Source organism: Anabaena sp. FACHB-1391 (genome assembly GCF_014696755.1).
GTDB classification, from domain to species: domain Bacteria; phylum Cyanobacteriota; class Cyanobacteriia; order Cyanobacteriales; family Nostocaceae; genus Dolichospermum; species Dolichospermum planctonicum.
In genome coordinates this window covers 44581-58286 of the sequence record NZ_JACJQS010000012.1, presented here as the reverse complement: position 1 = coordinate 58286, position 13706 = coordinate 44581, and the positions used below count along the sequence as shown (strand labels likewise).

Below are 13706 nucleotides of genomic sequence, written 5' to 3'. Positions count from 1 at the left end.
AAAACAGTATTTAATAATACTAATTATCGGATACAGGGAACAGGGAACAAGGAATAAATTGGTGTGTACTTCATTAGACTGGGAAACGATACATATAAAAATTATATTTAATAATACTGATTATTAGGGTGAGTCAGATATGAAATTTTGTCCATCTTTTCTCACTTATTGAGTCTGAAACACCCTATAATTTCTGAGTACGATTTTCACAATGCCAACGCGATAGATTACAAGAGATTACAGCAGTTTTCTGCGATTTAAACCACACTTTAATTACCTTCTTCCTTTGCGCCTTTCCTACTTTGCGCCTACCCTTAGGGATCTCTAAGAGAGATTGCGCGAAACAAAAACCGTGGTTCATTTACCAGAAAAATCGCTGTAATTGCTCTACTCTCTTGCTGATTATTTGCTACAAGAAAATTTTGGAAATGAAATAAAATTAAAATCAAAAAGCGTCCGGGAGTGTTGCCGTGTTTCCACCCCAGACGCTTTTTGAGTTTTCTCCTCACACACAAATATAACTTATCACTATTTCAATTAAATGGCAAGTACCTTAGACAACAATTTTGGAAATTGTTTTTCCAAGGTAAAACTAATGTAAAAAGTGCCGGACACCAGTTATAACCATGAGTAAGCCTAGTTCATTAGCGGCCTTGATAGAATCTTTATCTCGAAGACTTCCCCCCGGCTGGACAATGGCAGTAATGCCAGCAGCAGCGGCAGCGCGAATGGTATCATCGAAGGGGAAGAAACCGTCACTGGCTAAAAATGCACCTTGGGCTTTTTCTCCGGCTTGGGCAATAGCGATTTTTGTTGAACCGACGCGGTTCATTTGTCCAGCACCAATACCTAATGTAGTGCGATCGCTTGTAATTACAATAGCATTTGACTTGACGTGCTTACACACCTTCCAAGCAAATAATAATTCCCCTAACTCCTGGGGAGTAGGTTGACGTTCGGTGACAACTTGCCATTGAGTAGGATCAGCAATGATATCATCAGCAGATTGGACTAAAAACCCACCAGCGATCGCTTTTACAGTTTCTTTCGGTCCAGTCAACAAGTCTGGTAAAATCAAAAGGCGGACATTGCCCTTTTTAGTTAATATCTCTTGGGCTGCTGCGTCACAACCGGGAACAACTACGCATTCTAAGAATGTCTTTGTTAACTCCGTTGCAGTTGCCGCATCAAGAGGACGATTTAAAGCCACAATTCCCCCAAAAGCCGAAGTAGAATCGGCATTAAAAGCCTTTTGATAAGCATCGAAAATGTTGGTTGCTTCCGCAGTTCCACAGGGGTTAGTATGTTTAATAATTGTCGCTGCCGGACTATCGGTAAACTCAGCAATTATCCGCCGTGCGGCTTCCAAATCTACCAAATTATTATAGCTGAGTTCCTTCCCTTGCAGTTTAGTGGCCGCTGCCCAACCTGTGGCTTCACTGCCAGTTTGATACCAGGCTGCCGGTTGGTGGGGATTTTCCCCATAGCGTAAAGATTGAATTTGTGTACCAGCAAGAGTAAATTCTTGTGTTTGCGTACCAGCTAAATAAGATGCTATGGCATGATCATAACTAGCAGTGTGGGAAAAGCCCTTTAAAGCGCATCTTTGGCGAAACTCTAAAGAAACTACTTCATTTTGGCGTAATTCTTGTAAATACTCGCCATATTGGGCAGGATCACATAATACCGTTAAATGGGCGTAATTTTTAGCAGCAGCCCTTAACATTGCCGGACCCCCAATATCAATTTGTTCCACAGCGTCAGCTAAGGTAACACCCGGTTTAGCAATGGTTTCCGTAAACGGATAAAGATTAACCACCACCAAATCAATGGGTCGAATTTGGTTATTTTCCAGGTCTATGATATCCTCTTCCATATCCCGCCGTGCTAAAATACCTCCATGAATGCGAGGATGAAGAGTTTTGACTCGACCGCCTAAAATTTCTGGCGAACCTGTATAATCAGAAACCTTAGTAACTGGTATTCCTGCATCTTTGAGGGTTTTGGCTGTTCCTCCACTACTGATGATATCAAAGCCAAATTCTTCAACCAAACTCCGGGCTAAATCCCCAATACCAGTTTTATTAGATACACTCAGCAGGGCTAAACGCGCCATAATTCCCCAGATTCCTTTGGACTAAATTACAAACAGAAGAGTATTTTACCTAAAGAGTGGTCAGAAATGCGGCCTAGATCAGCGGTATACTGGATAGAAGTTGATTCTTGACTCAATTATCCATGACTCCAGTATTAGATTTTATTAGGGTTTCTCCACCAGCGAAACAAACACCAAAAGCCTTAATCGTTACTTTACATGGTTGGGGCGCAAATGCTCAAGATGTGGCATCTTTGATTCCTTATATCAATTTACCAGATTACGAATTTTTACTACCAAATGCTCCCTATCCCTATCCTCATGCTGACACAGGTAGGGCATGGTATGACTTGCGGACAGAAAATATGTATGCTGGATTAGTAGAAAGCAAACAACTACTCATAGATTGGTTGCAATCTTTAGAAACTAATACAGGCATACCTTTATCACGCACAATTTTGAGTGGATTTTCTCAAGGTGGGGCAATGACTTTAGATGTAGGATTAAGCTTACCATTGGCTGGTTTAGTTGTGATGAGTGGATATCCACATCCTAGCGTAGCAACGCTTAATCCAGGCAATTTTCCACCTACGCTAATCATGCACGGAACAAAGGATGAAGTAGTTCCCCTACAAGCGGCCATTAAGTCCAGGGACATGGCAAAATCTCTAGGGGTAGCAGTGGAGTACCATGAATTTGAAATGGGACATGAAATTAATTTACCAATGTTAGAAGCACTAAGAACCTTTGTTGTCAAGACAATTGGTTAACTCTAGTTACAAAAATTTTGCAAATTCTGGAAAAATCAGAAAAATTTTTACAAATTTAATGCTCGTTAATGAGTAAGATAGATCAGGTGGAAGCAACTCCACCCTAAGCTGAATGTAAGTGCTGCAAAAGGGAGGGGCAAGCATTATGAAAACTCTAAGCATTTCCAAAACAGAAATTTCTGCTATGACAGCGACAGAGGTACAAGATTTGGCTACACGTCTGGAATTAGATAACTATAGTCATGCTTTTGAGGGTTTAAATGATTGGCATCTACTGCGGGCAATTGCTTTCCAGCGTCCAGAGTTAGTTGAAGCCTATATTCACCTCTTAGATTTAGAACCCTACGACGAAGGCTAAAAATTTTAGATTTTAGATTTTGGATTTTAGATTGGTAGAACGGTTTAAAATCTCAAGTAATTGAGATCCTATCCTAAAATGCCATTATTTTCAAGTCCTAAATCCAAACGAGTCCTCATTGCTGTAGGCGGTGGTATCGCCGCCTATAAAGTTTGTGAGTTGGTTTCTACACTCTTTAAATCTGGGGTGGAATTGCGAGTTATTCTCACTAAATCTGCCCAAGAATTTATCACTCCTTTAACTTTAGCAACTTTATCGCGCCATCAAGCTTATACAGATGATGATTTTTGGCAACCAATTTATTCACGTCCATTACATATCGAATTGGGTGAATGGGCTGATTTAATTGTTATCGCGCCTTTAACTGCTAATACTTTGGCTAAGTTAGCTTATGGAATGGCAGATAATTTATTAACAAATACTATTCTCGCTTCTACTTGTCCCGTATTGTTAGCACCAGCAATGAATACAGATATGTGGGAACAGGTAGCAGTACAAAGAAATTGGCAGCATCTATTGACAGATAGCAGATTTTATGGTATGGAAACTGGTTCCGGGTTGTTGGCTTGCGATCGCATTGGTGCTGGTAGAATGGCAGAAGCCGCAGAAATATTTATTTATATTCAATCCTTATTATACACCCAAGGAAAAAGAGATTTAGTGGGGAAAGAGGTTTTAATCAGTGCTGGGGGAACGCGAGAATATTTAGATCCGGTGCGATTTATTGGCAATCCCTCAACTGGTAAAATGGGTTTAGCATTGGCACAGGCTGCACTACACAGAGGTGCAAAAGTAATATTGGTACATTGTCCAGCAAGTTGGGAAGTACCTTTAGGAGTAGAAGCAATTCCCGTAATTACCTCAGAAGAGATGCAGCAAGTCATGTTAAATCAGTTACTCAACGCAGATATAATTATTATGTCAGCGGCCGTTGCAGATGTCAAACCTAGAGATTATAGTACCGAAAAATTGCCCAAGCGATCGCTCCCCGAAAATTTACCATTGATACCAGTACCGGATATTGTCGCGGAAATCGGCAACCGTAAACAACCCCATCAATACTTAATTGGTTTTGCAGCACAAACCGGGGATATTGTCAAGCCAGCGCGGGAAAAATTGCAAAAAAAGAAATTAGATGCAATTGTCGCAAATCCTATTGATCAAGTTGATAGTGGTTTTGGGAGTGATCATAATCAAGCGGTGTTTTTAGATAAAGAAGGGAGAGAGGTGGAAATTCCCACTTGTTCTAAGTTGGAAATGGCGCATTATTTGTTTGATTTTGTTGTTTAATAGAATAAAATCACATTTTTATTTTTACCAGGACATTTAAAAATGACAGTGCATTTACCTGAAATTGGTATGGCTAATTGGATAAGAGCAATATCATTACTTGAAGAATATCCCAAAAATATTGTAGGTAGTTTTTGGGTCATGTGTGGTCGTGGATTTAATGATACACAAAAAATTCCTGATTGGTGGACTGATAATCTTAGAGAAGACAATCAAGCACAAAGTATTATTGATGGGTTTGAAAAAGGGTATTTTAAAGGAGAATATAATAATCCTAATCCTTTATATTTAGGATTTTGTATTATTGTTGTTGCAGATTCTTCTAATCCTGCTCATTTATCTTATGACATTCAACACCTGAGAATGTCGGAAGGAGAGGGAATTGCTTTATTAAGAATAATGGCACGTCATAATATACCTGCTTGTACATATACAGATCGTAGTTATCCTGATGAGTTTTTAAAATATCGTTATGGCTCAGAAAATCCTACTTATAAATACCTTCGAGAAACACTAGATCATTGGTCTGTTCAAGTTTGGGAAGACTACTGTAGTTATCTAATGTCTGTTCATGGTCAAAGAATGTTTTATGACTATTGTAAAAAAATAAATTCTGTTAAAGATGAAGTCCAAGCTACTGTAGAAAAAGGTACGAAACCTCTAGTTTTAACAGAAGGGGAAACTGACCCAATTTATATTAAAACTGCTTTAGAATTACTAGGAGAAAAGGGAATTTTAGCACAAGTTGATATTGAATGGGTAGGTGCTTCTATAGGTAAAGGTGAAAGTATCAATACTGGTGATGGTGGTTTGAAAAATACCAGAGATGTTTTACTTTCTAACCCTAAATTCTTAACTAGAAAAGTATTACTATTATATGATTGTGATACTCATAAACCTAATGAAGACCATGATAAATTGAAAATTAGGACAATACCTGAACAAAAGAATCGAAACGTGAAAAAAGGTATAGAAAACCTATTTCCTGATCATTTATTTACAGAAGAATTTTATTCATGGAAAACCAAATCTAGAAGTTATGGGGAAAAATTTCAAGAATTTCAAAAAATGAAATTTTGTAAATATATTTGTGAACAAAGAAAACAGGCTGATGATTTTGTTGATTTTAAGATCATTATTGATTTTATCAAAGATTGTTTAGGAACAGTTATTTATTAAAGTTCATCATTCGAGCGATTATAAATCGCGTCTACACAGGCAAAACCCACCTGCGTGGGTTTCAAAACACCCACATTTAATTTTCAACAGATACAGCAGTTCCCAGTATTATGAAGTACAGATATTAATGATAAAACTCTTGTGGTGCGGGCATCTTGCCCGCATAAGCAGTTCCTGGTATTATGAAGTACAAATATTAATAATAAAACTCTTGTGGTGCGGGCATACTTCGACCAAACTCAGTACAAGTCTTGCCCGCATAAAGTTTACCTCACTCAAGCTAAACTTGCTGTATCTAATGTTCTTTGCAAAAATTTACCCCATTTTGCGGCCAGGGGAACTTCTGTAAAAGGAACACAAATTGATTTATCACTAGTTAATAAAAACTGCAATTCAATTTTTCTACCTTTTTGCGGAGGATTTTCCATATCTACCACATTACCATTCACTAAAAAGCGAATTTCCTTAACATCTAATAAAGAAAAAGTTTCTAATGCAATTGGTCCTTTAGTTGTTGGTTTTCCCCAAGTAATATCATTACCTTTTTGAGCTAATACAGCATAAATATCATATTTAGCTCGTTCAAATTCTTCAGCCCAAATCCGATAAGCTTCAAGTTTCTGATATTCCTGTGAACCTTGCCACGCTAACCAGAAAAATGCTACTAACAAAGGCAACCATAAAAGACCACGTTCCATACTTTGATTTCTGTGATTTGTGTGATTTTTCTTATTATTTAGTCTAGACTATTATTCATGGAATTGATGTCAAACGATTAATTTTCACCACCCTATGCACCAAAACCAGAAACATTTCACCCCGTTACCTGTCAGCAACTATAGCCTAAATTTTCCCAAAAATACCATAATATGAGTTATCGTAGTGAACAAACTGACAAGAAGCGGTGATCAGCGGATATGAAAAAACTTATATTATTCTGCTTGTTCTTTGTGGGACTGACTACTGCGGTGTTTGGATTTCTACATTTTCAGGGACTCGCAGTTAAAGGCGAATTTGAGACAATTTTACTGGATTTTCGGGAAGATATAGCAGAAAATCTCATTCAAAAGGATTTACAAGCGATCGCTCAACAATATCATGTTACACCCCAATTGGATAATAAATATTCAGCAGCAGATCATGTATATATTATCAAAGGCGATCGCCAAAGAATCACAGATTTAAAAAAATCCCCATTGGTCAAAGTTACGGAATTTATCGAACCCAATTACATTTACAAAACTGTACCTACAGATAAAACCACCCGCTTAGGGGAAATTCTACCACCAGAAAACGACAAAGAACCAAATTCCTCTTTAATTGGTCCCAATGATCAATATTATAGCAAACAGTGGAATTTACACAAAATCGGTATAGAATCTGCTTGGACACGCACTAAAGGTAGTGGTATCACTGTTGCTGTCATTGATACTGGTATTACTAAAGTCCGTGATTTACATGAAACCAAATTTGTCAAAGGCTATGATTTTGTCAATGATACAGAACAAGCCCAAGACGACAATGGACATGGAACTCATGTCGCTGGTACAGTTGCCCAGTCTACTAATAACAGTTATGGTGTAGCGGGAGTAGCCTACGAAGCCAATCTTATGCCCCTAAAAGTATTAAATGCTGACGGTGCAGGAACAGTAGCTGATATTGCTGAAGCTATCAAATTTGCCGCTGATAATGGTGCAGATGTAATTAATATGAGCTTAGGTGGTGGTGGAGAAAGCCAACTTATGGCGGAGGCGATTAATTACGCTCATAATAAAGGTGTAACTATTATAGCCGCCGCTGGGAATGAAAACACTAATGGCGTTAGTTATCCTGCCCGTTATCCTCATGTTATCGGTGTTGCGTCCTTTGGTCCTGACGGTGAAAGGGCATCTTATTCTAATTATGGTGCAGGTGTGGACATTTCCGCCCCTGGTGGTAGTGAAACTGGGACAATTCTCCAAGAAACTATTAACGAAGAGGGTGAGGGTCTATTTCTCGGACTGCAAGGAACAAGTATGGCTTCTCCCCACGTTGCGGGTGTAGCTGCATTAATTAAAGCTTTGGGAATTAAAGAACCCAATGAAATTTTACAGGTTCTCCAGCAGTCAGCGAGAGTTATTCAAGATGATGGTTTAAACTATTATGGGGCTGGACAACTTAACGCCGAAGCAGCGGTTAAATTAGCTAGTGATGGTATAATTAGCGTTCCTGACTTTTTCCGGTGGTTGCGAGAAAACGGCTATCTAAATCCTGGTTTTTGGATAGATGGCGGTGCGATCGCTTTATTGCCTAAAATACTCATGGTGATAGGTTCTTATCTCCTGGCTTGGTTTTTACGGGTTTATTTTCCCTTCGCTTGGAGTTGGTCTTTATCCAGTGGTTTGATTTTTGGTAGTTCTGGCTTATTTTTCCTCAAAGGAATTTATATCTTTGACCTTCCCCAATGGCCTTTCCGGCTTTTAGGTAGTTCCATTCCCGAACTAGGAAACACTTTACAGGGAACAGACTCATTAAATCCTCTTTTTGCCAGTGTCTTAATTCCCTTTGTGTTGATAGCCTTATTTTTAGGACATCCTACTGGGAAATGGTTTGCTATTGGTTCAACTTTAGGTATAGCAGCTTGTTTAACAGTTACCGCTATTTATAGTCCTACTGTTTGGGGTTTAGCAAATATTCATCTATCACGAATCTTCCTTCTTGTCAATGCCCTACTTTGTTATGGATTAGCCCGGTTAGCTTTGAAGAAGGACGGACCAACTGACAACCTCTTAAAAGTCTAACTCTCAATACAAATATCCCCGATTTTTTGAACAAGTCGGGGACTCTGTGTTTTATTAATTCAATAACAGTAAAATAGTTCTTCCTTATCAAAATAAGGATAACATATTCAAATTTCTTTGTCAATACCAAAAAATAAATTTTTTCGGGGTTTTGAGTTTATTGTTTCTGTTATCACTTCCTATGAATGAGTTAACAATCAATCATCATGAAAACTGATCATAGGATTGCGTATCTTCAACCATCCAATGTGCTAATTTAACATAAGTTTTCTCTGTAGTGCAAGCTATTTGTAAATCCTGGGCTATTACCTATAATGATCTTAACTGGTGAGTGATGCAGTTAGGTCATAATTTTGACATAGCTTGATGAGATTTCCTTTAATACGCGATCGCACATCCTCCGGTGAAACTACAATACATTCAGACGAATATTGCATAATTTCCCGAATAAACCAGAATGTATTTGATATTCTTCTAATTACTTTTTTGACCTGTGGTTGATCTGGTATCCATTCCACTATTTTATCCTCTGGTTTAGGTTGATAGGCAAACGCTAACTTATTTAATATGTGCATTTCTACATCTATTTGATCTAGGTTAGAATGCCATTGTCCAGTAATTTCCGTAACTGCTGCTTCGTTAATTCTATCTAAACGGAAACACCAATTATGTTGTAGTTCTGGTATGTCAGAGTTTCCTTCTGTTTCTTCACACCAACAGTCAAGGTATTGGCGTTTTTCATAGGGTGTGATTTTGGCATAACGTACAGTAAAATTAACTACTCTTTCTGCCGCATCTTGATAAGCAAGTTGAAAGGGTTGTTGACGTAAGATATAGTGATCTATTTGTAACCGCCAAGATGGACGGCAGTTATTTAAAAACCCTTCTATTTCCTTTCGTAAAGGGACGGATAATTCACTGCGTGCTAGTAGCAAATTAGCGATAATTTCCGCTTGTTCATTTTGTCCGATGTCCGTTAATGCACTTATGCAACGATGTAAAGCACGGATACGTGAATCTTGCCAGTCATTATTTTTACTAACTATTAATTCATGTTGAGCTATGGCCTTGATCAGTTTGGAGATATTGGGATCATCTCCCCACTTCATCCCAAATTGGAGAGCGATCACTTCTAGTTGCGCTTTATCACGCTCTGATACCGACAGGGTAATAGATTGACCTTTTCGACTCATAAAAAGTGTCCGTATACTTTATACTTGTTTTCGCTTGTCAATTTTTATTGTGGCTGTTATGCTAGATTTTAGCAATAAGTTACGGACAGTTTTTAATTGTCTCAATGAATTACCAAAAATAAAACAGTAAAAAGGACTAAATAGGAAATAGCAGAAATGAGTACCAATAATTTACTATCTCGAATTTCGATTGATCCAAATATTTGTGTTGGTAAACCTTGTATTAAAGGTCATAGAATTTGGGTATCACTAATTTTAGATTCACGTGCAGGAGGGGAAACAATAGAGACAATTTTAGAAGCATATCCCAGTATAGAAAGAGATGACATTTTAGCTTGTATTGCTTACGGTAATAAAAATGAGTAACCCAATTGCCAACAAATACACAAATCTACTCATGGAAATCAAACAACTCATTATATTAGTCGAGTATCAAGCCTTAAAAGCAGTTAATCGAGAAATGATTAACCTTTATTGGGCAATTGGAAAAATGATTTTTAATCAACAACAAAATCCTAATTGGGGTAGATCAGTAGTAGAAAATTTAGCCAAAGATCTACAGACAGAGTTTCCAGGAATTAGCGGATTTTCAGCCCGAAATATTTGGAGAATGAGAGATTTTTATTTAGCTTATCACTCCAAAGAAAAACTGACACCATTGGTGGCAGAAATTAGCTGGACTCAGAATATAGTCATTTTAGAAAAGTGTAAAAATGACTTAGAACGTGAGTTTTACATGAGAATGACTCGCAAGTTTGGCTGGACGAAAAATGTTTTAATCCATCAGATTGAGAATAGAACTTATGCAAAACAGTATTCCCACAATTGCAGAACTTCAAGAATTATCTTCACAGATTCCTGAGAGAATACCTTACTTAAAAATGTTAGTTTTATTTGGTTCTAGAGCAACTGGTAATACCAAAGCCGATAGTGACTGGGATTTTGCGGTTTTATGTGATGAAGAAAAATATAACTTATACATTGAAGATCACCCATTAGCTTTATTTGCAATACCTGGAATTTTGGGAGAGATATTTAAAATCAATTCTGATAAAATTGATATTGTCAAACTTAATTATTCTTCCAAATTAATAGCCCATTTTGTAGCTCGTGATGGAAAGGTATTATATGAAGAATCAGCAGATGAATTTGAAAAATTTAAACAAAGGGTATTATTGAGTAATACAGAAATTACAATGATTAGAAAAAACCAATTGGCAACCATTGAAAATTTTTTACAAAGGTGGGAAGTATGACAAATACATCAATATCCTATTTATGTTAGACAAACTAACTCTTATTGAATTAGATTGGAAGAAGAAAATGATTAAACGTGGTCGGCTTTTAAATCGTCCTCCCATATCTTTGGAGGAACGTTATTTTAGCGAAATTCGCCCCCAGCTTTATGAAAATCATGGACATCATGATCAATATGGTGTGAGAAAAGGTAGAACTCTAGCAGAACATTTAGACTCTGCTTGTCAATTCATTTTGACAGTCAGCCATATAGCACAAGTAGCAGAAGATAAACGACCTTTATTATTAGCTGCAACTGCTGTTCATGACCTCAATAAATTAGATCCTCAAGAACGAAAAGTCAAAACCTTAGCTAGAGATAAAGACTTTTTAAAAGAACAACTTGAAAAGGCTTGTGTTCTTAGCTTTGTAAACACAGAAGATGATTTAGAATTACTCAGAAAACTAATTGAACGCCATTCAGGTCACAATGTCAGTGATGGGGCAAGATTTTTACCAGAAGACCCAAATATTGAACGTTGGGCAGCAATGTTAACTGCTGCGGACTTGTTTGATTTAGGTATTCCAGATGAGCTAAGAATTCGCAAAATAGAAACAGAATTAACCGTTGCTTTTGGCAGAAAATGTAATCTTTTTCGAGTACGTTTATCCGAAGATAAAGGTTATATTACATCTCTGTTACTGGGTGCTTGTGAAGCAGTTTTACAAAAATATGGCTTTCATACAATCGCAATTTTTCCAGATAGCGAACTGTTTGAAGGGTCAAATTTACCAAATGTAGATTTAACCAAAGAAATCGCTGCTGTTTGGCAAAGTAAAATTGATCAAGTTTTTGGTAATAATATTGAGAAACTTGTCAGACCTACTAAAGATGGTATCAAAGTTACTCATCAAGCTATTCAACAAAATGTTGATGAAGTTTTGGTCAATGTTCAAGCTCTTTTAGAAAAGAAAAAAGCTGGTTATAAATCAGATAAAATTGCTAAAGATGTTACTAAATGGGGTGATAATGCTGGTGAGGAAGCACTAATAAAAGCTGCTGAACTGGGATTATTATCTGTAAGTAATGCAGAAGAATTTGCTATATCTGAAGGTTTGAAAGCAGCTTATCTAAGCTATCGAGAAGCAGGTTTAAACCCTAAAGAAGTTTGGGATAAAATCGCTCATCATGCTGGAATTTCTGAACATCAACGTCTTGCACTTGAACCATTTAATGGTCAGTATGGACGACCTTTATTTGCAGCAAAAGCAGCTAGTAACGGAATTGAAGGAATTAACGAAGCTCTCAAAGAGTCTTTTCAATTAAGAAATAACAGTACAGAAACTTCTGAAGAAATAGAAGTATCTGAAGAAATGATTTTAGCAGTTAACAGAATGGTAAAGTTACCTTTTGCTACTCAGTTAATTGGAATTAATGATTTAAGTTCCTATGTAGAAGCTAATCCTAGACAAAGATGTTCTTTAGGTTCTACATCCAGTGAAATAGATGAATTAATTTCTGCAAATATGCCTCCTGGAACAAAAGTACAGGCTTTTTCTAATCGTTTACCAGGTGGTATTAGTGCTGAACCAAAAAGACAAGCAGATTCTATTGCGGCTTTAGCTTATCAACTAATGACAGTTGGTGCAAAATTCCCTAAAGTTAGCAAACAAGAACCTCTTTATTTACATTTAGCATTACCTAAAGGTTCTTCTCCTGAACTTTTGAGAATTTGGCGGGAATTTTTAGAAAAACTTGCAAATACAAATGCTGAAGGAGGTACTGTTACTGTTGATCAATTACAACTTTATCGAGATCACCAACTTGAATTTAAAGCTAATAAAGTAGTTGGTGCAGCATTACCTAAACGACCGGATTTTATTCATACATCTGTGATTATTCCTTTAGTTTGGGGAGATGTTAATGCTTCTTTAGCTTTACTCAAATCACTGAGATTAGGATTAGAAATATCTTTATCTTTAGATATTCGTTTTCCTTTTACTTTAAGCAGCAATATGGAGGTAGATTTATTTGATGATGTGTATGGCAGAGTTGAAGGTATTCCCTCTGCACTGCAACCTTTACTGGGAAATGGACAATATTATCAAAGTCAAGATGCAGAAAAAATTCTTGAAAGATTACGTTGTCTTGGAGAATTAGCAATATCTGTTGCCAGCATTCAGAAATCTGATGATTGTTTATATGATTTAGCTCGTACTTGTGATAGACCAATTGAACTTTACTTTGTTTTGTTACGTTGGATTTTGCGAGAACAAGATGAACCGAATTTGAGTGTTATTTGGAGTCGTATTTGTCAGCCGTTAAATACATTAATGGAGAGCCTTATGCCTAATGAAAATTCACTTTTGACTAAGTATTTGAAGGAAGCTGCTCAAATAGCAGCAGAAGGCAGAATTTGGGGAAGTTCATTTAAAAGAACTGCTCAATCAGAACCTTTGACAGCTTTTATTGCTGCTGTCAAAACTCAAAAACCTTATTTAGATTTAGAGGTAATGTTTGCAGCTTTGGTACAGCAATATCATACTCGTTTAGATCGGATTAGTGAATATCATGTAGGAGCAACCAAACGTGAAAAAGTCAAGCGTTATTACGATGTATTACACAAGCTATATGAGGAAGTTTACTCAGCACGTCCAGAAAAGTTGTTATCTGATCAAAAGACTTTAGAAGCTGCTTATTTATTTTTCTTAGAAGAAGCACGTAAACAGCTTAAAAATAAATCAGAAGATGATTCTGATGACACAAATACAAACGTTTAATTAATCATTAACCAACCAGGAGTT

Annotated in this window: 11 protein-coding genes and 1 pseudogene; 9 read left to right on the top strand and 3 right to left on the bottom strand. The window is 37.0% G+C overall.

Features of this window, described 5'->3' with window-relative positions:
* Positions 1–592 precede the first annotated feature (592 nt).
* Entirely contained in the window at positions 593–2116 is a 1524-nt protein-coding gene (gene purH / locus H6F62_RS07880; RefSeq protein ID WP_190371756.1) for a bifunctional phosphoribosylaminoimidazolecarboxamide formyltransferase/IMP cyclohydrolase, read from the bottom strand.
* Positions 2117–2238: 122 nt separating this feature from the next.
* On the opposite strand from purH, the gene H6F62_RS07875 reads away from it, so the two are divergent.
* From H6F62_RS07875 to H6F62_RS07860, 4 genes are all read left to right on the top strand, one after another.
* A complete protein-coding gene (locus H6F62_RS07875; RefSeq protein ID WP_137908179.1) occupies positions 2239–2865 on the top strand; it encodes an alpha/beta hydrolase in 627 nt (208 codons plus the stop codon).
* Positions 2866–3010: 145 nt separating this feature from the next.
* Positions 3011–3223, top strand: a complete 213-nt coding sequence (locus H6F62_RS07870; protein WP_137908178.1) for a DUF2555 domain-containing protein — start codon at positions 3011–3013, stop codon at positions 3221–3223.
* A gap of 78 nt (positions 3224–3301) precedes the next feature.
* Positions 3302–4513 (top strand): bifunctional phosphopantothenoylcysteine decarboxylase/phosphopantothenate--cysteine ligase CoaBC, encoded by a 1212-nt coding sequence (gene coaBC, locus H6F62_RS07865; RefSeq protein WP_190371755.1) that lies wholly within the window; start codon positions 3302–3304, stop codon positions 4511–4513.
* Positions 4514–4555: 42 nt separating this feature from the next.
* Entirely contained in the window at positions 4556–5692 is a 1137-nt protein-coding gene (locus H6F62_RS07860; RefSeq protein ID WP_190371754.1) for a hypothetical protein, read from the top strand.
* Between the two features lie 275 nt (positions 5693–5967).
* On the opposite strand, the gene H6F62_RS07855 is transcribed toward H6F62_RS07860, so the two are convergent.
* Positions 5968–6390 carry a hypothetical protein gene (locus H6F62_RS07855; protein ID WP_137908175.1) on the bottom strand — a complete coding sequence of 141 codons (423 nt, stop codon included), beginning with the start codon at positions 6388–6390 and terminating at the stop codon, positions 5968–5970.
* A 219-nt stretch (positions 6391–6609) separates the two neighbouring features.
* On the opposite strand from H6F62_RS07855, the gene H6F62_RS07850 reads away from it, so the two are divergent.
* Positions 6610–8472, top strand: a complete 1863-nt coding sequence (locus H6F62_RS07850) for a S8 family peptidase (RefSeq protein ID WP_190371753.1) — start codon at positions 6610–6612, stop codon at positions 8470–8472.
* 320 nt (positions 8473–8792) lie between these two features.
* Here H6F62_RS07850 and H6F62_RS07845 read toward each other — a convergent pair whose 3' ends face one another.
* The gene (locus H6F62_RS07845) at positions 8793–9665 is read right to left on the bottom strand and encodes a WYL domain-containing protein (protein ID WP_190371752.1); all 873 of its coding nucleotides are present in this window, start codon (positions 9663–9665) and stop codon (positions 8793–8795) included.
* Positions 9666–9821: 156 nt separating this feature from the next.
* Between H6F62_RS07845 and H6F62_RS07840 the strand changes: the two genes are divergently transcribed.
* The 4 genes and pseudogenes from H6F62_RS07840 to H6F62_RS07825 all read left to right on the top strand — a co-directional run bounded on the left by H6F62_RS07840 (position 9822) and on the right by H6F62_RS07825 (position 13682).
* The gene (locus H6F62_RS07840) at positions 9822–10031 is read left to right on the top strand and encodes a DUF433 domain-containing protein (protein WP_190371751.1); all 210 of its coding nucleotides are present in this window, start codon (positions 9822–9824) and stop codon (positions 10029–10031) included.
* A pseudogene (locus H6F62_RS07835) lies at positions 10024–10470 on the top strand (DUF1016 N-terminal domain-containing protein); the annotation flags it as partial. The gene H6F62_RS07840 and the pseudogene H6F62_RS07835, both read left to right, overlap by 8 nt.
* Positions 10469–10921, top strand: coding sequence for a nucleotidyltransferase domain-containing protein (locus tag H6F62_RS07830; protein ID WP_190371749.1), 453 nt, complete (start codon positions 10469–10471; stop codon positions 10919–10921). The pseudogene H6F62_RS07835 and the gene H6F62_RS07830, both read left to right, overlap by 2 nt.
* 67 nt (positions 10922–10988) lie before the next feature.
* Positions 10989–13682 carry a CRISPR-associated protein Csc3 gene (locus H6F62_RS07825; protein WP_190371748.1) on the top strand — a complete coding sequence of 898 codons (2694 nt, stop codon included), beginning with the start codon at positions 10989–10991 and terminating at the stop codon, positions 13680–13682.
* The last annotated feature ends 24 nt before the right edge of the window (positions 13683–13706 follow it).